The following is a 19,063-nucleotide window of genomic DNA, read 5'->3' as shown; positions in this document are numbered from 1 at the left end:
TATAACGCTCAATACCTGAAAAACGCCCAAAATAAAGGGCATACGGTCAATGACGGTATGCCCTATATCTATGTTTGGTCGGAACGGCAGGATTTGAACCTGCGACCACTACACCCCCAGTGTAGTGCGCTACCAGACTGCGCTACGCCCCGAATGACTGACTATTTTACGCAAAATTATGTATATTGCAAGAGCTATTTATTTCAGCCAAAATCTGCAATGGCATTTTACATATCATAGCCAGTATAACCAATGAGCAGTTAACCTTAACCCAGTAACTCTTTCAGAATTTGGTTGACTTGCTGTGGATTGGCACTACCGCGACTGGCTTTCATTACTTGACCAACTAAACCATTGAAGGCTTTTTCTTTACCGCCGCGATACTCTTCAACCATCGCTGCATTTTTAGCAATGACGTCTTCAACGATGGCTTTGATAGCGCCCGTATCGGTTTCTTGCTTAAGACCTTTTTCCTCGATGATTTTATCTGCTGCATCATCAGCATCGCCACCTTCACGATCATATAAGGCAATAAAGACTTTTTTAGCCAATTTGCCAGATAGAGTATCGTCTTTGATGCGGGCTAGCATACCAGCCAATTGCTTGGCGCTGATAGGGGAGTCAGTAATTTCCTTATCATCTTTGTTTAGCGCACCAAGTAAATCACCCATTATCCAGTTAGCCGCCATTTTGGCATCTGCTTGCCCAACTTCTGCAACCACATTTTCAAAGTAATCAGCAATTTGACGGCTACCAGTCAAGATACGAGCATCATATTCTGAAAGACCAAGCGCTTCTTCAAAACGCGCACGGCGGGCAACCGGTAGCTCAGGCATCGCTGCACGAATACTATCAACCGTATGCTGCTCAATACGCACAGGTAGCAAGTCAGGATCAGGGAAGTAGCGATAATCATTGGCGTCTTCTTTGGTACGCATAACACGAGTTTCGTCGCGCTCTGGGTCATAAAGCATCGTTGCTTGTACAACTTTACCGCCATCTTCTAAGATGTCGATTTGACGCTCGATTTCGCGATTGATGGCACGCTCAATGAAGCGGAACGAGTTTAAGTTCTTCAGCTCAGTACGTGTACCAAGCTCGCTTCCAGGCTTACGGATAGAGACGTTACAATCACAGCGGAATGAGCCTTCTGCCATGATAGCGTCTGAGATACCCAGCCACGTGACCAGCTGATGAATGGCTTTGATATAGGCAAGCGCTTCATGAGCCGAGCGCATATCAGGCTCAGAAACGATTTCGATCAGCGGCGTACCAGCGCGGTTAAGATCCACACCCGTCATACCATCGACGGCATCGTGTACTGATTTACCAGCATCTTCTTCTAAATGCGCGCGGGTGATACCCATACGTTTTGGATATTCGTTCTTTTCACCTTCATTGACCACGACATCTATATAGCCTTCGCCAACGATAGGATTGGCCATCTGGGTGATTTGATAGCCTTTAGGCAAGTCTGGATAGAAGTAGTTTTTGCGGTCAAAGGTATTAAATAGACCCAGCTCAGCGTTGACACCTATACCGAATTTTAGCGCACGATCAACCACACCAGCATTTAGTACTGGCAAGACACCCGGTAAGCCTAAATCTACAATACTGGCTTGGCTGTTTGGCTCGTGACCAAAGTCAGTCGGCGCGCTCGAGAATATCTTACTTTCTGTGTTCAGTTGGCAGTGAATCTCGATACCGATGACCACTTCATAACCATCGACGAATAGCTCTTTACGAACATCGTGTTTGCGAACGGCGTTGTTATCAGTAGTAGTTGCTGTATTCATTATACCGTCTCCTTCGCGATGGTAGAGTGTTGCAGATGATGATCTGTATGCTGCTGGAATAAATGAGCAGTAGAGAGCAATTTGCTCTCTTGCCAATATTGTCCAATCAATTGCAAACCAATAGGCAATCCAGCTGAGGTTAAACCAACTGGCTGACTAAGCGCAGGTAGACCCGCTAAGTTGACACCAATGGTATAAACATCACCTAGGTACATCGTTGCAGGATCAAGGTCTTCACCAAGTTTATAAGCCGCTGTTGGCGCCGTTGGACTGGCGATCACATCACAGTTGGCAAAAGCATTTTCGAAATCTTTGACGATGATACGGCGCACTTTTTGTGCCTTAGTATAATAGGCGTCAAAGTAACCAGCAGATAGCGCATAAGTCCCTGACAAAATACGGCGCTGTACTTCAGGACCAAAGCCTTCAGAACGCGAGCGCGTATATAAGTCAATCAAGTCTTTAGGGTTTTCACAGCGATACCCAAAGCGCACACCATCGAAGCGTGATAGGTTTGATGATGCTTCAGCTGGGGCGAGCATATAATAGGTAGCAAGGGTGATCTCTGGATCAGTGATTGTCACCTCTACAATGGTCGCGCCAAGTTCTTCGTATTTCTTTAACGCTGCACGAGCTGCTTGTTCGACTTCAGTATCAAGTCCTTTACTAAAGTATTCTTTAGCAACGCCAATACGTAAACCGGCAAACGGTTTATCACCAGCGCTGGTAGCTGCGTCATTTAAATCTTGTACATAATCAGGCATGTCATATTTGATAGAAGTCGCATCGCGTGGGTCATGACCAATCATTGGCTGTAATAGGAAGGCACAGTCCATGGCACTGCGACCCATACTACCAGCTTGATCAAGACTCGAGGCATAAGCAATCATACCGAAGCGAGAGACACGACCATAAGTAGGTTTGATGCCCGTTAAGCCGCAAAATGAGGCAGGCTGACGAATAGAGCCACCGGTATCACTACCAGTCGCAACGGGTACAAATCCTGCTGCAACGGCTGCTGCACTACCACCTGATGAGCCACCAGGTACATGCGCTATGTTCCAAGGATTGTGCACCGCACCATAATATGAGCTTTCATTGTCTGAGCCCATCGCAAACTCATCCATATTGAGCTTACCAAGGCTAATCATTCCAGCTTTATCAATATTAGTGACGATGGTCGCATCATAAGGAGAGATAAAGTTATGCAGCATTTTAGAGCCACAGGTCGTCAATACGCCTTGAGTACAAAAAATATCCTTATGCGCCATGGGTACGCCAAGTAATGGGCGTTTGTCCCCTTGTACACGCATCTCGTCCGCCGCTTTTGCTTGCGCGCGTGCTGTCTCAGAGGTATGAGTGATAAAACTGTTAATCTTGCTATCAAGCGCGTTGATACGTTTGATGTAGTGGTCAGTCAGCTCAAGGCTGCTAAATTGTTTGTCTTGCAGACCAGTAATGAGCTGCTGGGTACTTAATAAATGAAGTTCAGACATAAGGTGTCGTCCGTCAAAATGTTAATAGCATAAAGTAAGATACGAAATCAGAGAGCGACAGCCGCCTATTCAATCACTTGCGGTACCAAATACAAGCCATCTTCGACAGCAGGGGCAACCGATTGATTGCGTTCACGATTGATATCGTGTTTAGCGACATCAGCACGCAAATCTTGGCAAGCTTCATGAATGTTTGATAAAGGTTTGATATCGGTGGTATCGACATTACCAAGCGTGTTCATCAGCTTAAGTATTTTAGAGATATCAGCAGCATAGCTATCGGCAGTATTTTCATCGACACCTAAACGGGCAAGGTTGGCAACTTCTAGGATTTCTTCACGGCTGACAGTGTTGTCAGACGTTAATGGTTGCTGTGACATAGTGTCTCCAGTTACGGACAGTTTTTGTTAGAGTAGAATATGACTAAAACAGATAAGACTAAAATAAGCGACTTATATAAAGATGTAAGTATACAGTGGCTTTATTATAAAGCATCTGACCGAAGTTTACAGAGTAGGACACTTGATTACAGCACAATCTTTACTCACAAGATTGCTTAAAAGGGCTTTATTCACGACTCTTCTATTAAAAAAGGCTCAACTGAATAAGCAATTATGCAAAGCTGACTGGATAGTAAAAAGTTGATGGTCAATAGCTCCCCATTTAATGACGAAATACGTTACAGTGGGTAGCTGCTGCTGCTAAGCAAGTTATCAAGCAAACTACTTAGTAAGTATCATAAGACGGTAGCTGCTTGTTAGTGATTGAATTAAAGGCTGTTTCATCAAAGCGGCTGGTATGGTCTGCGATTTCAAACTTTGTAACAACTTTTAGCGTATAAGCGCAAAATCCTAGCGTACTGATGCAAATATCTGTGTTTTTTTTGAGCCAAATCGGTATAATTTAGCTCAGTTTTTTCATTTCATCATTATAGCTTCGGTTTGACTTGTTACGATGATAAACTCTCGCCACGGGTAATGTCTAAAGACGACCTGCTCAATACTGACGAGTAATCCCTCGGTCACTCTCATTTGCCTCATTCGCCTCATTTGTAATACGCTGGAAATATTAGTCATGAACCTGTTTGGATTTTTATCAAATAATATCGCAATCGACCTCGGTACTGCGAACACCCTTATTTTTATTCCTGGTAAAGGCGTGGTGCTCGATGAGCCTACGGTGGTCGCTTTAAGAAGCAATCGCACACAGAACCCTACCGTTGCTGCTGTTGGTATTGATGCCAAGCAGATGCTGGGTCGTACGCCTGCCAATATTACGGCTATCCGCCCATTAAAAGACGGCGTAATTGCTGACTTTGAAGTGACGCAAAAAATGCTTAAGCATTTTATCGCCAAGGTAAAAGCTAAGCGTTTTATGGCACAGCCTAATGTGGTGGTTTGCGTGCCTTGCAAGTCTACCCTTGTCGAGCGAAAAGCGATTCGTGAAGCGGTATCGTCAGCTGGCGCCAGCAAAGTATTGTTACTAGAAGAGCCAATGGCAGCAGCGATTGGTGCTGGCATGCCGGTTCATGAAGCCAGCGGTTCGATGGTCGTTGATATCGGCGGTGGTACCACTGAGATTGCCGTTATCGCTTTGTCAGGTTGTGTCTATGCTGAGTCTATCCGTATCGGTGGCGATATGTTTGATGATGCCATTATTACCCATGTACGTCGTATTCATGGCTGCGTGATTGGTGAAACCACCGCTGAGCGTATCAAACAAGAAGTTGGCTCTGCGCTAAATGAAGACAGCCAGTTAGAAGTAGAAGTACGCGGACGTAGCATGGCAGAAGGCGTACCAAAAACCTTCACGGTCAACTCAGAAGAAGTGCAAAAAGCTTTGAGTGATCCGTTAAGTGGTATCGTTAGTGCGGTAAAAGCAGCACTTGAGCAGACGCCACCAGAGTTGTCATCAGACATCGCTGAACGCGGTATTGTCTTGACCGGTGGCGGCGCACTATTACGTGACTTAGATAAGCTCATCTCAAGAGAGACAGGCTTACCAGTTACAGTCGCTGAAGATCCATTAACTTGCGTGAGCCGTGGTGGCGGTATTGCGCTTGATTTTATCAATAACAAAAGCCTAAATATGATTTTTGTATAAATCACTGTTTATCAAGCATTGTCATACTAGCAATGTTAGACAAGGCTGAAATTAACGATAACTAGGCATGAGAAAGGATAGATGAATAACATTGAAGGTAGCCAAAAAGGTTGCCTTTAATATTATCAATAAAGGCAATCAATATCTGATAGATACTGAGCTTTTTTTTGATATCAAATGCCTTTTATATAGTGCTATTCAGTGCTGGCTAATGCTCACATTAAAACCTCTACATTAGACGAACTATGACTCCAAGTATTTTTGCTCGCCAGCCACTCGCGCTTCGTATGACTGCTGTTTTATTAATAGTGGCATTGATATTGATGTGGTTTGATAGCAAAAATCCAGAATGGTTCAAGCCTATACGCTCAACGAGCCACGCCGCAATGCAGCCTATTTACGAGCTGTCATTATTACCCAGTTATGCACAACACTGGTCAAGCGGCAGCCTACAATCAAAAGAAACGCTGCGCCGCGAAAACATGCAGCTCAGATCTCAACTTATTCACGCGCAAGCTAAATTGCAGCAGCAAGATTATATCTTGGCGCAAAACGCTCGCCTGCAAGGTATTCTATCGACCACACGCCCTGAACAATTTGATTTAAATCTGGCACAGGTAATTGGTACTGACACCAATCTACTGCGTCAAATTGTGGTGTTGAATAAAGGGGAGCAAGATGGGGTACAAGTTGGGCAAACGGTCATTGATGAAAACGGCATTTTAGGGCAGATTATCAATGTCTATCCTAATACCAGCCGTTTATTGCTTATTACTGATGAACAGCAGTCCGTCGCTGTTACTGTCAAGCGGACAGGTCAGCGCGCTATTGTCACTGGTCAGGGTATACCTACTTCATTGAGCCTTGAGTATGTCTTTAAAACCTCAGATGTACGCGTCGGGGATGAGCTGGTCTCGTCTGGATTAGGGGGGCGTATCCCTGCAGGCTACCGTGTTGGTCGTATCGCCCATATTGAAGACACGCAAGCGGATAATTTTAGAAGCATTGATGTCACACCTGCCGCAAACTTTGTCGATAATGCTTATGTGCTGATACTGCAAGACAAGCTGGCTAATAAAAACAATATTGGCATCAATGAGTCTTGATGGTCATTGTTAGAGATAATCATTGCCTGATAATCAGCCGCTATTCTATTTAAGTGCGCTGTTTTACTCCTCGTTTTTTATTCCCTGCAATGCTGAATTCATTATTAAGTAGCTGCTAAACATCCGCTAAAGGTACGTATTCATGGCATATCCTGATTCTGATCATGCAAATGGGCTGCTGCATGCCGTGATTGTACTGAGTTTTATTATTGCCTCATCGCTCAGTGTTTATCCATTAAGTCCTAGTATGGCCACATTGCGTCCTATGATCATGATCATGGTATTGATTTTTTGGTTATTGTTTCAGCCGCGTTATGTGGGCATTTTTAGTGCCTTTTCTATTGGCCTTATTGCTGATTTGCTGATGGATACTCATTTAGGACAGCAGGCTTTTTCTGCTGTGGCAGTGGCGCTTATGATAAAGGTGACCAGTATCTATATCAGACAGCTAAATACGATTAGTGCATGGATAATAGCGAGTTTAGGATTATTTGTATTTCAAGCGAGTCTGTGGATGCTACAGATGTTTGTACAAGATGTCTTTGTTGCCCAATCTACTTTTTCTTTATTGATGAGTATTATTAGCTGGCCATTGGTACTATTGACGTTACGAAAATTTGTGCGTTAATCAGATTGATTATTACATCGATTATCAATATAAGTATTTTCGTCACACATGGTTTTTATAAGCATCAACGATAAACGACCCTCGTTTATTTATGACTAAACCTATCAATATCAAGTTTCTACATAATATAGAGAGTAGTGATGGATATTATCTTAGCATCCGGCTCGCCGCGTCGTCGCGAGTTACTAAGTAGAGTGCAACTAGAATTTACGGTCATCAGTGTTGATATCGATGAAACGCCTTATCAAGATGAGTCGCCCAAAGATTATATTGTCCGTATGGTCGCCGCCAAAGCAGAGGCAGCAACTGTGCAGCTAAATAGACAGTTAAAGAATAATGACGCTCACTTATATCAATCACTCTTATCGAAGCCCATTATTTTATTGACCTCTGATACCATTGGGGTATTGCCAGATGGCAAAACAGTCTTGGTCAAACCAAATAATCGCGAAGATGCTTATCGTATGTGGCAGCAAATGTCCGATAGTACTCATGAAGTATGGACGGCGGTACAAGCGACGCAATTCTCATTACAGCCTAAACGTTCTGATGAGTTCAACAATGAGCAAGTATGGCAAATCATCAATCAGCAACAAATCATTGAACGCACAGATGTCACCTTTATAGCGCTTACCCCAGAGATGATGAGTGATTATTGGGACAGCGGCGAGCCTGTAGACAAGGCAGGTGGCTATGGTATTCAAGGTTTGGGTGCGGCTTGGGTTAGCCGTATCAATGGCAGCTATACCAATGTGGTAGGCTTACCGCTTGCCCAAACGCTAACATTGATTAAAGAGATGAATGACACTGATACGCTTTAAAATTTTGATGCCTAAATAGGCAGTAATCAATAAATCTTAAATGTTTGAAAAAAGTGAGAGTAGGGGTATGGATCCAGCAGTGCTTTAAGATGAAGCTTGATATTAAACCATCTGCACATAATGACACGCTTGTGTCATGGGCAAAAGCAAGTGGCATTTGTTACACTGTCAGGCTACCAAACTATGAATGCTTCACCAGAAAGCTAAGTGATAAGAGAAAATACTATGTCCGAAGAGCTGCTGATTAATATTAGTCCCATGGAGTCCCGTGTCGCCGTATTAGATAACGGCATCTTGGGCGAGATTTATATTGAGCGTCATCATAAACTGGGTTTGGTTGGTAACATTTACTTGGGTACAGTGGTGCGCGTTCTGCCGGGTATGCAGGCAGCCTTTGTCGATATTGGTCAGTCACGTACTGCATTCTTACACGTTAATGATATGCAGCGTGAACCTCGTCCAGCTGCCAAAAGCAGTAAAGTCGAAAAGGCTGATGATGAGCGCACTATTATAGAGGTGACGGCTGACGATTTAGCCATTACGCCGCCTGTAATAAGTACGCAGAACACAGAAGTTGTACCAGTTTCGAAAACTCTCATCCAGCATCGCCTACACGAGAGCCAACGTATCTTAGTTCAAGTCACCAAAGATCAGCTGGGCAGTAAAGGCGCGCGCTTAACCACCAATATATCACTGCCATCTCGCTATCTGGTCTACTTGCCATCGAGTGAGCATATCGGTATCTCGCAGCGTATTGATGGTGAAGAAGAGCGTACCCGTCTCAAGACTGAGCTTACTAGCCTGATGCAAACCGTCAACCTCAAGGGCGGTCTTATTGCACGTACAGCCGCTGAACGTGTCCCCGTTGATAAACTTGAAGAAGACATCTACTATCTCTTGCAACTATGGCGAACGATATGTGCCCGTCGCCAAGAAATGAAGCCTAATCAAAGCTCAGAGCTTATTTATCAAGAATTATCGCTACCACTGCGTTCTATCCGTGATTTGGTACACGCTGGTACCGAAAAAGTCGTGATTGATAATTCGCAGATATATGAGCAGGTTAGATACTTTGCCAAGGAATTTGTGCCTTTTGTCTATGATCGCATAGTACATTATACCGCTGAGCAGTCTCTGTTTGATGTGCACCGCGTCGAAGATGATTTACGTGATGCGCTCAAACGCCGCGTTGATTTAAAGTCAGGCGGCTACCTGATTATTGACCAAACCGAAGCAATGACCACCATTGATGTCAATACTGGCTCATTCGTTGGTGGGCGTTCATTAGAAGATACCGTTTACAAAACAAATCTAGAGGCAACACACGCAATAGCCCGTCAACTGCGCTTACGTAATCTAGGCGGTATTATTATCCTAGACTTCATCGATATGCTTGAGCAGCAGCATAAGGATGATATCTTAGAGAGCTTGCAGTCACAGCTAGTACAAGATTATGCCAAAACCAAAATCACTCAAGTCAGTGAGCTTGGTTTGGTTGAGATGACCCGTAAGCGTACTCGTGAATCGCTTGGTCAGCAACTATGTGAGCCTTGCTCGACCTGTCAAGGGCGCGGCTTTGTCAAAACCGCTGAAACGGTCTGCTTTGAGATATTTCGTGAAATCATGCGCTGTGCTCGTACTTATAATTCTCCAAAGAAGTTTACGGTGGTCGCTCATGCGGCAGTGATTGATTTATTACTGACGTCAGAATCGGATACTGTGGCAGATTTAGAGTATTTGCTGGGTAGAGTGATTACCTTCGATGTTGAGAATTTATATACCCAAGAACAATACGATATAGTATTAGATTGAACGTCAAGGCGGGATCTGGATAGTAAGTATTACCGTCAAATGTTGAAAACTTAGGGCATTTAATGGGACGGTTTAGTTTTGAGGATTAGTAAGCAATTGGTTAAAAGTTAGAGGATCTGGTTTAAAAACCAATATTTATATCAAACAGTTGTGTATATCATTGTAAATAAGCCCCTTGCAATCATCTGATTATTATGTATAATACAGGCCACTGAATTATATATGCGCAGCCAATCAAACAGCTGGCGCTATGACAGCTAGAGCATCGTTTCTAGCACTATTTCATTATGCCTTTGCTGACATCCTACAATGGAAGGGTCGGCGGGGCTTTAAACTATTTTGCTTTTGGCACGCTATAAGTTCGGATAAAGAACTCATTCTGGTTTAGAACAGAAGGCCGCTTTAAGTGAATATTTAACCAAACGGCTTTTGCTCATATCCTTGCAAAGCAAGAATGACAAAAGCACATATTAGGAGCTTGCTGGCATGGCTAACCAGAGAATCCGTATCCGTCTTAAGTCTTTTGATCATCGTCTGATTGATCAATCTGCACAAGAGATTGTTGATACTGCAAAGCGCACCGGTGCGCAAGTTTGTGGTCCTGTACCGTTGCCGACTCGCATTGAGCGCTTCAACGTTCTAACTTCACCACACGTAAACAAAGACGCTCGTGATCAGTACGAAATTCGTACTCATAAGCGTATGGTTGACATTGTTCAACCTACCGATAAAACTGTGGATGCGCTAATGAAGCTTGACTTAGCGGCGGGTGTTGACGTTCAAATTGCTTTGGGTTAATGCACATAAACACCCAACCCATTAATATAAGATATAAAGAGGTCTAAAATGGCGATCGGTTTAGTCGGTAAAAAATGCGGCATGACCCGTGTCTTCACTGAAGCAGGCGCATCTATCCCTGTAACAGTGGTTGAGATCAGTGCTAACCGCATTACTCAAGTAAAAAATACTGATGTAGATGGCTATCAAGCCATCCAAGTTACCACAGGCACCCGTCGTGACAGCCGCGTAACAGCAGCTCAAAAAGGTCACTTCGCTAAAGCCGGCGTTGCCGCTGGTCGTGGTGTTTGGGAATTTCGTGCCAATGATAGCGATCTTGAAGGTCGTGAGATTGGTGGTGAGATCCTAGCTGACTTGTTCGAACAAGGTCAGATGGTTGATGTCACAGGAAACAGTAAAGGTAAAGGCTTTCAAGGCGGCGTGAAGCGTCACAACTTCAGCATGCAAGATGCCACTCATGGTAACTCAGTATCTCACCGTGCCATTGGTTCAACTGGTCAAAACCAGTCACCAGGTAAAGTCTTCAAAGGCAAAAAAATGCCAGGTCAGATGGGTAACAAACGCGTTACCGTTCAAGGCCTAGAAGTGATATCGGTTGATGTTGAAAATGGGTTACTTGTCATCAAGGGTGCTATCCCAGGTGCCACCGGTGGCGATGTCATCGTACGTCCGTCAGTCAAAGCCTAAGCAAGGGGATTAACGTGGATTTAAAAACAGTTACAGGGGCGGCAGTTGAGCTTTCTGATACGGCTTTCGGTCGTGAATTCAACGAAGCACTAGTGCATCAAGTCGTCACCGCATATCTTGCTGGTGCTCGTCAAGGTACACGCGCTCAAAAGACCCGTGCCGAAGTTTCTGGTGGTGGCATTAAGCCATGGCGCCAAAAAGGTACTGGTCGCGCTCGTGCAGGTTCTATTCGTAGCCCAATCTGGCGTGGGGGCGGTCGTGCATTCGCGGCTAAGCCACAAGATTGGTCACAGAAAGTTAACCGTAAGATGTATCGCGGTGCTATGCAGTGCATCCTAGCCGAATTGATTCGCCAAGAGCGTCTGATTTTGGTTGAAGAGATAAGCGTTTCTGGTCCTAAGACCAAAGAGCTGATCGCAAAGTTAGGTGAGTTAAATGCATCACGTGCATTGATCGTCACCAAAGAAGTTGACGAAAACTTATACTTAGCTGCTCGCAACATCCCACATGTCAATGTACTTGATACAAGTGAAGTGGATCCAGTGAGCTTGATCGCTTTTGATAAAGTGATCATGACAGTCGAAGCTGCGAAACAATTTGAGGAAGCACTAGCATGAATAACGCAAGACTTTATCAGATCCTAAGAGGACCTGTATTCTCAGAGAAATCTCAAATGCTTGGCGACTCACTTGGTGTGCAGGTATTTAAAATTGACTCTAAGGCTACTAAGCTTGAAGTTAAAAAAGCAGTTGAGATGATGTTTGAAGGTGTTGAAGTTTTAAAAGTAAACACATTGAACGTTAAAGGCAAGACAAAGCGTTTTGGTAAAAGTATTGGCCGTCGTAACGACTATAAAAAAGCCTATGTTACCTTAAAAGCTGGTCAAGATGTACAAATGGCTGATGCTGGTGAAGAGGTCGCAAATACGACTGCTTCTACTAGTGAAACAGCGAATAACGAATAAGGATTACACTCATGCCTATCGTAAGAGCAAAGCCAACATCACCAGGCCGTCGTTTTGTTGAAAAAGTAGTGCATCCACACCTTTATAAAGGTCGTCCGTTTGCAGCGCTTCTAGAATCAAAAAGCAAGACCGGTGGTCGTAACAATAATGGCCGTATCACTACTCGTCACATCGGCGGTGGTCATAAGCAACATTATCGTATTATCGATTTTAAACGTACTAAAGACAATATCCCAGCTACAGTAGAGCGTATTGAATACGATCCTAACCGTACTGCACATATTGCTTTACTTAAGTACGCTGACGGCGAACGTCGTTATATTATCGCTGCTAAAAAGCAAGCAGTTGGCGATACTGTAATGTCAGGTGAATTATCACCAATTCGTCCAGGTAACTGTTTACCGCTAAAAAACATACCACTAGGTACTGTGATCCATAATATCGAACTTAAAATCGGTAAAGGCGCACAGATGGCTCGTGCTGCGGGTGCTAGCGTTCAGCTACTAGGTCGTGACGGTATTTATGCAATTCTTCGTTTGCGTTCTGGCGAAACTCGCCGTGTACACGTAAATTGCCGTGCTGTTATCGGTGAAGTTTCTAATACTGAAAACAACTTGAAATCACTTGGTAAAGCCGGTGCTTCACGTTGGAGAGGTATTCGTCCTTCTGTTCGTGGTGTCGCTATGAACCCGGTTGATCACCCACATGGTGGTGGTGAAGGTCGTAACAAAGGTCGCCATCCTACTAGCCCTTGGGGTCAGAAGTCTAAAGGACTTAAAACGCGTCACAATAAGCGTACTGACAACATGATCATCCGCCGTCGCGCCAAGAAGAAATAAAGGAAGAATTTCATGCCTCGTTCATTGAAAAAAGGTCCATTCATAGACGCGCATTTATTTGCTAAAGTTGAAACTGCATTAGAAACCAACTCACGCAAACCAATTAAAACTTGGTCGCGCCGTTCAATGATTCTGCCACAAATGGTTGGCCTAACTTTATCTGTTCACAATGGCCGTACTCATGTACCGGTTATCGTAAGTGAACAGATGGTTGGTCATAAACTAGGTGAATTTGCCCCGACTCGTACATATCGTGGTCACGGCATTGACAAGAAAGCTAAGAGATAAGGTGCTTACCATGGAAGTAACTGCAAAATTACGCGGTGCCGCCATATCGGCACAAAAAGTTAGACTCGTTGCTGATGAAGTTCGTGGCAAATCTATTGAGCGTGCTTTGGATATCCTAACGTATAGCAATAAAAAAGGCGCGGTTTTTGTTAAGAAATGTCTTAACTCTGCCATCGCCAATGCTGAAAACAACAACGGTTTAGATATCGATACTCTTAAAGTATCAACCATCTACGTTGATGAAGGCATTACGCTAAAACGTATCCTACCACGTGCTAAAGGTCGCGCTGATCGTATCAGTAAGCGTACCTGTCACATCACTATAAAGGTAGGGGAATAAGTTATGGGACAAAAAGTACATCCAATCGGAATTCGTCTTGGTGTTGTAAAAAAGCATAACGCAAACTGGTATGCTAGCCCTAAACAATACTCAGAATACCTAATTAACGACATTCAGGTTCGTGAATATCTGCGCAAGAAACTTGATAGTGCTATGATTAGCAAGATCATGATTGAGCGTCCTACTGGTGCTGCTAAGATTACCATCGCCACTGCGCGTCCTGGTATTGTTATCGGTAAGAAAGGCGAAGATATTGAAAGACTTCAAAAAGAATTGACCAAAATTATGGGCGTACCTGCTCAGGTCAACATTGAAGAAATCACCTCGCCTGATCTTGATGCTCATTTAGTAGCGGAAGGCATCGCAAGTCAGCTTGAGCGTCGTGTTATGTTCCGCCGTGCTATGAAGCGTGCGGTACAGAACAGCATGCGTTCTGGTGCTAAAGGTATTAAAGTTGAGCTGTCTGGCCGTCTTGGCGGTGCTGAGATTGCTCGTACTGAATGGTACCGTGAAGGTCGTGTGCCACTGCATACACTACGCGCTGATATCGACTATTCGTCAGTACGTGCGGAAACCACTTACGGCACCATCGGTGTAAAAGTTTGGATCTTCCGTGGCGAAATCCTTGACGGTATGAACAGTGTATACAATCCCGTTAAAGAAGAGCAGACTCGTGCGCCAAAACGCCGTGGTCGTGGAAACGGAAACCGTCGAAACACAGACAGAGGTTAAACTATGTTACAGCCAAAACGTACCAAGTTTCGTAAAATGCATAAAGGTCGTAACACTGGGCTAGCTCATCGTGGAAGCACCGTTGCATTCGGACAAATTGGTCTAAAATCTTTGACTCGTGGTCGTATGACTGCCCGTCAAATTGAAGCAGCACGCCGTACCATCACTCGTAAAATTAAGCGTGGCGGTAAGATTTGGATTCGCGTTTTCCCAGACAAACCAATTACCAATAAACCATTAGAAGTACGTATGGGTAAAGGTAAAGGTCCTGTAGAATATTGGGTATGCGAAATCAAACCTGGTAAAATACTATATGAACTTGAAGGGATTTCAGAAGAGCTTGCTCGCGAAGCGTTAACGCTTGCTGCAGCTAAACTGCCCTTTAAAACTACCATTGTTAAGCGGACGATAATGTAATGAAGATCAGTGAATTACGTGATAAATCATTAGAAGAACTGACCCAGTTACTTGATGAAAAGCAACTTGATGCTTTCCGTATTCGTATGGCTAAAGCAACTGGTCAGTTGGGGAATACCCATGAAGTACGTGTCAATCGTCGTGCGATTGCTCAGCTTCAGACTTTGATTAACGAGAAACAACGAGGCGACTCATGAGCGATAACAATCAAGCAACGACCAATGCTAGTGTTCTGACAGGACGAGTTGTCAGTGACAAGATGGACAAGTCCATCACGGTTTTGATTGAGCGTCTGGTTCGTCATCCTTTATATGGCAAGCAGCTTCGTCGTTCTACTAAAATCAAAGCACATGATGAGAATAATGTTTGCCAACAAGGCGATCTTGTCCGCATCAAAGAAACGCGTCCAATCTCAAAAACCAAGTCTTGGACTTTGGTTGATGTGGTTGAAAAAGTAGAAAAAATCTAAGTAAATTGCATTAAAAGCCAGAAGCTGTTAAAATAGCTGCCTTTTTAAGGATACTGATTGCGCCGAGCGTATATCACTCACATTAAGAGTAGCAGCGGTTATTAATATTAAAATGCCGACTACTCATACTGTGCTAGCGGCAGCAACTGGTTTTTATTGCTCATACGTGTGGAGTAACGCTATGATTCAGGTTGAATCTATGCTGGAAGTTGCAGATAATAGCGGTGCAAGACGAGTTCAGTGCATTAAAGTACTGGGTGGCTCTCATCGTCGTTATGCATCAGTTGGCGACATTATTAAAGTAACGGTTAAAGAAGCCATTCCTCGCGGTCGTGTTAAGAAAGGCGACGTGATGAATGCGGTAGTTGTACGTACCAAAAAAGGCGTTCGTCGTCCTGATGGTTCGGTATTACGTTTTGACGACAATGCTGCGGTATTGTTGAACCAAAACAAAGCGCCGATTGCAACTCGTATTTTTGGACCGGTAACTCGTGAACTACGTGGTGATCAGTTTATGAAAATTGTATCACTAGCACCAGAAGTATTGTGAGGTAATCCATGTCAAAATTACGTAAAGGCGATACAGTTATCGTGATTGCTGGGAAAGACAAAGGCAAGCAAGGTACTGTACAAGCTGTAAAAAACGATCGTATTAAAGTTGAAGGCATTAACATTGTCACTAAACATCAGAAGCCAAATCAGGCAACTGGCGTTGAAGGCGGCATTCTTAAGCAAGAAGCTTTTCTGCATATCTCAAATGTCGCAATCTTAAATGCGCAAACCCAAAAAGCTGATCGTATTACTTATCAGTTCGGCGAAGACGGCAAGAAACAACGCCTGTATCGTTCGAACGGTGAAGTAGTGGCGACTGCGTAAGACACTAAGGGTGTAATGGTAATGGCAAGATTAAAATCTTTATATAACGAAGAATTAAAACAGCAAATCAAAGAAGAACTTGGTTTGGCGAATGTGATGCAAGTGCCAAAAATCACTAAAATCACACTAAATATGGGTGTAGGCGGCGCGTCTCAAGACAAGAAATTGCTTGAAGGTGCTGTGGCTGATATGACTGCTATTGCTGGTCAAAAACCTGTAGTCACCAAAGCGCGTAAATCAGTTGCTGGCTTTAAAATTCGTGAAGAATGGCCAATTGGCTGTAAAGTAACGCTACGCGGTGAGCAAATGTACGAATTTTTAGATCGTCTCATTGCCATTGCAATTCCTCGTATTCGTGATTTCCGTGGTTTTTCTCCTAAAGCCTTTGACGGACGTGGTAACTACTCATTGGGTATCAAAGAACAAATCGTATTCCCAGAAGTAGACTTTGACAAGATTGATCGTATCCGTGGTATGGATGTGACAATTACTACGTCAGCTCAATCTGATGAAGAAGGTCGTGCGTTGCTTAAAGCTTTCGGCTTCCCATTTAAATAAGGTAAAGACGTTATGGCAAAGAAGAGCATGATTAACCGCGAATTAAAGCGCGAAAAAATGGTTGCTAAGTACGCTGATAAGCGTATCAAGCTAAAAGAAACTATCAGTGATATGACTGCAAGTGACGAAACTCGTATGGAAGCGATGCTAGAGCTACAAGCTTTACCACGTAACGCATCACCAGTACGTCTGCGCAATCGTTGTGCTATCACGGGTCGTCCTCACGGTTACTTCCGCAAGTTTGGCTTATCACGCAATATGCTGCGTGAGCGTGTCATGCAAGGCGATGTGCCTGGTGTTCGTAAAGCAAGCTGGTAAGGGGTAACTATATGAGTATGCAAGATACCGTTGGGGATATGCTAACCCGTATTCGTAACGCACAAATGGCTAATAAAGTATCGGTAGCAATGCCGAACTCTAAGCTACGCAAATCAATCGCTGATTTGTTGGTTAACGAAGGTTATGTTGCTAGCGCTGTTGTTACTGAAGAAAACAACAACAAAGCAACTTTGACTATCGTATTAAAATACTTCGAAGGCAAAGCTGTCATCGAGACGATTCAACGTTTTAGCCGTCCTGGTTTACGTCAGCATCGCGGTAAAGACGCTATCCCTACTGTTAAGCAAGGTATGGGTGTTGCTATTGTATCAACTAGCCAAGGCATCATGACTGATCGTGCTGCACGCGCTGCTGGTATCGGTGGTGAAGTCGTCGCATTTGTAGCGTAAGCTACACGACGATAAAGTCTATTTGACGCTGTTAGGCTTCTATCAATGTGGTAGTGATAAATTATTTAACATTGTTAGGTGTCTAACGCGGTCAACTATGCTAAACTAACACGCTTTTTAGCCTGTTAGTTTTTTCGCTAATATAAAGAAGTTAATTTTCTAAGGAATATTCCTATGTCTCGTGTGGCTAAAGCCCCAGTGACGCTGCCAAACGGCGTAAGCGTTACTTTGAACGATCGGCAGGTCGAAGTTAAAGGCAAGAACGGCAATATGTCTTTACGCCTGCATGAATTGGTCGAGCTGAAACAGGAAGATGATGCAATCATTTTCTCACCTACAGTCGATTCAAAAGAAGCGATGATGCATACTGGCACCATGCGCTCTTTACTAAATAATTTAGTAATAGGCGTTAACGAAGGCTTTGAAAAACGTCTTCAGTTGATTGGTGTTGGTTACCGTGCTCAAGCTGCTGGTAATAAAGTAACGCTAAACGTTGGTTACTCACATCCAGTAGAATATACGTTACCTGAAGGTGTATCAGCTGAAACTCCAACGCAAACTGAAATCGTTTTAAAATCAAACGATAAGCAGCAGCTTGGTCAAGCAGCAGCCGATATCCGCGGTTTCCGCCCACCTGAGCCTTACAAAGGTAAAGGTATTCGTTATAGTGACGAGCATGTGATTCGCAAAGAAGCCAAGAAAAAATAAGGTGAGTTGAAATGTTTGATAAAAAAGCAGCTCGTCTACGTCGAGCTAAGAAAACCCGCGCACATATCCGTTTTTTGGGCGTTCATCGTCTAACGGTTAATCGTACGCCAAGACACATCTATGCCCAGATTATCTCTCCGAACGGTGGTGAAGTGATTGCTCAGGCATCTACCTTAGACAGCAGCTTGCGTTCAGGCGCGACTGGTAACGCTGATGCAGCGACGTCTGTAGGCCAAATGATCGCAGAACGCGCAAAAGCAGCTGGCATTACTAAAGTTGCATTTGACCGTAGTGGTTTTAAATATCATGGTCGAGTAAAAGCTTTAGCTGAAGCTGCTCGCGAAAACGGATTGGAGTTTTAATCATGGCTAGAAATGATAAAAATGATAAAAATGAACAGACTGACGGTCTAGTAGAACGCTTAGTTACCGTTGATCGCGTTGCAAAAGTTGTTAAAGGTGGTCGTATTTTCTCTTTTACTGCACTAACTGTAGTTGGTGATGGTAATGGTCGCGTTGGTTTTGGTCGCGGTAAAGCACGTGAAGTGCCAGCTGCTATCCAAAAAGCACTAGAAGCTGCCAAACGTAATATGATTACTGTTGAGCTAAATGATGCAACTTTGTATCATCCGATCAAAGCACGTCATGGTGCTAGTAAAGTCTATATGCAACCTGCATCTGAAGGTACTGGCGTAATCGCTGGTGGCGCAATGCGCGCTGTATTAGAAGTTGCTGGTGTCAAAGATGTTTTGACTAAATGTTATGGTTCTACCAACACTGCTAACGTTGTTCGTGCAACGTTTAACGGTTTACGTGATATGTCAACTCCAGAAAAGATGGCAGCAAAACGTGGTAAATCTGTAGACGAAATCTTGGGTTAACTTAGACTAGGTGAGTT

The 19,063-nt window shown here is 43.8% G+C and carries 27 protein-coding genes and 1 tRNA gene; 24 read left to right on the top strand and 4 right to left on the bottom strand.

Annotated features, from left to right (window positions below; genetic code table 11):
• Positions 1-75: 75 nt before the first annotated feature.
• The 4 genes from FQ083_RS11305 to gatC all read right to left on the bottom strand — a co-directional run bounded on the left by FQ083_RS11305 (position 76) and on the right by gatC (position 3,672).
• Positions 76-152: transfer RNA gene (locus FQ083_RS11305), tRNA-Pro, on the bottom strand.
• 114 nt (positions 153-266) lie between these two features.
• Positions 267-1,796, bottom strand: coding sequence for an Asp-tRNA(Asn)/Glu-tRNA(Gln) amidotransferase subunit GatB (gatB, locus tag FQ083_RS11300; protein ID WP_149409909.1), 1,530 nt, complete (start codon positions 1,794-1,796; stop codon positions 267-269).
• Entirely contained in the window at positions 1,796-3,292 is a 1,497-nt protein-coding gene (gene gatA, locus FQ083_RS11295; RefSeq protein WP_149409908.1) for an Asp-tRNA(Asn)/Glu-tRNA(Gln) amidotransferase subunit GatA, read from the bottom strand. The genes gatB and gatA overlap by 1 nt, the downstream gene beginning before the upstream one ends.
• Before the next feature lie 65 nt (positions 3,293-3,357).
• Complete coding sequence (gatC, locus tag FQ083_RS11290; RefSeq protein ID WP_011512845.1) at positions 3,358-3,672, bottom strand: Asp-tRNA(Asn)/Glu-tRNA(Gln) amidotransferase subunit GatC; 315 nt, start codon at positions 3,670-3,672, stop codon at positions 3,358-3,360.
• 694 nt (positions 3,673-4,366) lie between these two features.
• On the opposite strand from gatC, the gene FQ083_RS11285 reads away from it, so the two are divergent.
• The 24 genes from FQ083_RS11285 (at position 4,367) to rpsE (ending at position 19,046) form a co-directional block, all read left to right on the top strand.
• The gene (locus tag FQ083_RS11285) at positions 4,367-5,395 is read left to right on the top strand and encodes a rod shape-determining protein (RefSeq protein WP_011512846.1); all 1,029 of its coding nucleotides are present in this window, start codon (positions 4,367-4,369) and stop codon (positions 5,393-5,395) included.
• 245 nt (positions 5,396-5,640) lie between these two features.
• Entirely contained in the window at positions 5,641-6,501 is an 861-nt protein-coding gene (gene mreC / locus FQ083_RS11280; protein ID WP_149409907.1) for a rod shape-determining protein MreC, read from the top strand.
• A 142-nt stretch (positions 6,502-6,643) separates the two neighbouring features.
• Positions 6,644-7,129: a rod shape-determining protein MreD gene (gene mreD / locus FQ083_RS11275; protein ID WP_149409906.1), complete on the top strand. Its 486-nt coding sequence runs from the start codon at positions 6,644-6,646 to the stop codon at positions 7,127-7,129.
• Positions 7,130-7,269: 140 nt separating this feature from the next.
• A complete protein-coding gene (locus FQ083_RS11270; RefSeq protein ID WP_149409905.1) occupies positions 7,270-7,950 on the top strand; it encodes a Maf family protein in 681 nt (226 codons plus the stop codon).
• 225 nt (positions 7,951-8,175) lie between these two features.
• The gene (locus FQ083_RS11265; RefSeq protein WP_149409904.1) at positions 8,176-9,762 is read left to right on the top strand and encodes a ribonuclease E/G; all 1,587 of its coding nucleotides are present in this window, start codon (positions 8,176-8,178) and stop codon (positions 9,760-9,762) included.
• A gap of 486 nt (positions 9,763-10,248) precedes the next feature.
• Positions 10,249-10,560, top strand: a complete 312-nt coding sequence (gene rpsJ, locus FQ083_RS11260; protein ID WP_010196670.1) for a 30S ribosomal protein S10 — start codon at positions 10,249-10,251, stop codon at positions 10,558-10,560.
• A gap of 48 nt (positions 10,561-10,608) precedes the next feature.
• Positions 10,609-11,247, top strand: a complete 639-nt coding sequence (gene rplC, locus FQ083_RS11255; protein WP_011512851.1) for a 50S ribosomal protein L3 — start codon at positions 10,609-10,611, stop codon at positions 11,245-11,247.
• A 14-nt stretch (positions 11,248-11,261) separates the two neighbouring features.
• Positions 11,262-11,864: a 50S ribosomal protein L4 gene (gene rplD, locus FQ083_RS11250; protein ID WP_011512852.1), complete on the top strand. Its 603-nt coding sequence runs from the start codon at positions 11,262-11,264 to the stop codon at positions 11,862-11,864.
• Positions 11,861-12,211 (top strand): 50S ribosomal protein L23, encoded by a 351-nt coding sequence (gene rplW / locus FQ083_RS11245; protein ID WP_011279789.1) that lies wholly within the window; start codon positions 11,861-11,863, stop codon positions 12,209-12,211. Before rplD ends, rplW begins: the two co-directional genes overlap by 4 nt.
• 11 nt (positions 12,212-12,222) lie before the next feature.
• Positions 12,223-13,050, top strand: a complete 828-nt coding sequence (gene rplB, locus FQ083_RS11240; RefSeq protein ID WP_011512853.1) for a 50S ribosomal protein L2 — start codon at positions 12,223-12,225, stop codon at positions 13,048-13,050.
• A gap of 12 nt (positions 13,051-13,062) precedes the next feature.
• Positions 13,063-13,338: a 30S ribosomal protein S19 gene (gene rpsS, locus FQ083_RS11235; protein ID WP_011279791.1), complete on the top strand. Its 276-nt coding sequence runs from the start codon at positions 13,063-13,065 to the stop codon at positions 13,336-13,338.
• A 10-nt stretch (positions 13,339-13,348) separates the two neighbouring features.
• The gene (rplV, locus tag FQ083_RS11230; RefSeq protein WP_010196689.1) at positions 13,349-13,678 is read left to right on the top strand and encodes a 50S ribosomal protein L22; all 330 of its coding nucleotides are present in this window, start codon (positions 13,349-13,351) and stop codon (positions 13,676-13,678) included.
• A 3-nt stretch (positions 13,679-13,681) separates the two neighbouring features.
• Positions 13,682-14,410: a 30S ribosomal protein S3 gene (gene rpsC / locus FQ083_RS11225; protein ID WP_011512854.1), complete on the top strand. Its 729-nt coding sequence runs from the start codon at positions 13,682-13,684 to the stop codon at positions 14,408-14,410.
• A gap of 3 nt (positions 14,411-14,413) precedes the next feature.
• Entirely contained in the window at positions 14,414-14,827 is a 414-nt protein-coding gene (rplP, locus tag FQ083_RS11220) for a 50S ribosomal protein L16 (protein ID WP_011512855.1), read from the top strand.
• Positions 14,827-15,024 carry a 50S ribosomal protein L29 gene (gene rpmC, locus FQ083_RS11215; protein WP_011279794.1) on the top strand — a complete coding sequence of 66 codons (198 nt, stop codon included), beginning with the start codon at positions 14,827-14,829 and terminating at the stop codon, positions 15,022-15,024. Before rplP ends, rpmC begins: the two co-directional genes overlap by 1 nt.
• Complete coding sequence (gene rpsQ / locus FQ083_RS11210; protein WP_011512856.1) at positions 15,021-15,296, top strand: 30S ribosomal protein S17; 276 nt, start codon at positions 15,021-15,023, stop codon at positions 15,294-15,296. The genes rpmC and rpsQ overlap by 4 nt, the downstream gene beginning before the upstream one ends.
• A gap of 181 nt (positions 15,297-15,477) precedes the next feature.
• The gene (gene rplN, locus FQ083_RS11205; protein WP_010196702.1) at positions 15,478-15,846 is read left to right on the top strand and encodes a 50S ribosomal protein L14; all 369 of its coding nucleotides are present in this window, start codon (positions 15,478-15,480) and stop codon (positions 15,844-15,846) included.
• 8 nt (positions 15,847-15,854) lie between these two features.
• On the top strand, positions 15,855-16,172 hold the full coding sequence (rplX, locus tag FQ083_RS11200) for a 50S ribosomal protein L24 (RefSeq protein WP_011512857.1): 318 nt from the start codon (positions 15,855-15,857) through the stop codon (positions 16,170-16,172).
• 21 nt (positions 16,173-16,193) lie between these two features.
• Positions 16,194-16,730, top strand: coding sequence for a 50S ribosomal protein L5 (rplE, locus tag FQ083_RS11195; RefSeq protein ID WP_011512858.1), 537 nt, complete (start codon positions 16,194-16,196; stop codon positions 16,728-16,730).
• A 12-nt stretch (positions 16,731-16,742) separates the two neighbouring features.
• Entirely contained in the window at positions 16,743-17,048 is a 306-nt protein-coding gene (rpsN, locus tag FQ083_RS11190; protein ID WP_011279798.1) for a 30S ribosomal protein S14, read from the top strand.
• Between the two features lie 11 nt (positions 17,049-17,059).
• Positions 17,060-17,458 (top strand): 30S ribosomal protein S8, encoded by a 399-nt coding sequence (gene rpsH, locus FQ083_RS11185; protein WP_011512859.1) that lies wholly within the window; start codon positions 17,060-17,062, stop codon positions 17,456-17,458.
• 174 nt (positions 17,459-17,632) lie between these two features.
• Entirely contained in the window at positions 17,633-18,166 is a 534-nt protein-coding gene (gene rplF, locus FQ083_RS11180; protein WP_011512860.1) for a 50S ribosomal protein L6, read from the top strand.
• Positions 18,167-18,177: 11 nt separating this feature from the next.
• Positions 18,178-18,528 (top strand): 50S ribosomal protein L18, encoded by a 351-nt coding sequence (gene rplR / locus FQ083_RS11175; RefSeq protein ID WP_011279801.1) that lies wholly within the window; start codon positions 18,178-18,180, stop codon positions 18,526-18,528.
• A 2-nt stretch (positions 18,529-18,530) separates the two neighbouring features.
• The gene (gene rpsE, locus FQ083_RS11170; protein ID WP_010196711.1) at positions 18,531-19,046 is read left to right on the top strand and encodes a 30S ribosomal protein S5; all 516 of its coding nucleotides are present in this window, start codon (positions 18,531-18,533) and stop codon (positions 19,044-19,046) included.
• The last annotated feature ends 17 nt before the right edge of the window (positions 19,047-19,063 follow it).

Source organism: Psychrobacter sp. ANT_H59, assembly GCF_008369225.1.
GTDB classification, from domain to species: domain Bacteria; phylum Pseudomonadota; class Gammaproteobacteria; order Pseudomonadales; family Moraxellaceae; genus Psychrobacter; species Psychrobacter cryohalolentis.
The sequence above is the reverse complement of the archived record's forward strand: the minus strand, read 5'-3'. Positions and strand labels throughout refer to the sequence as shown.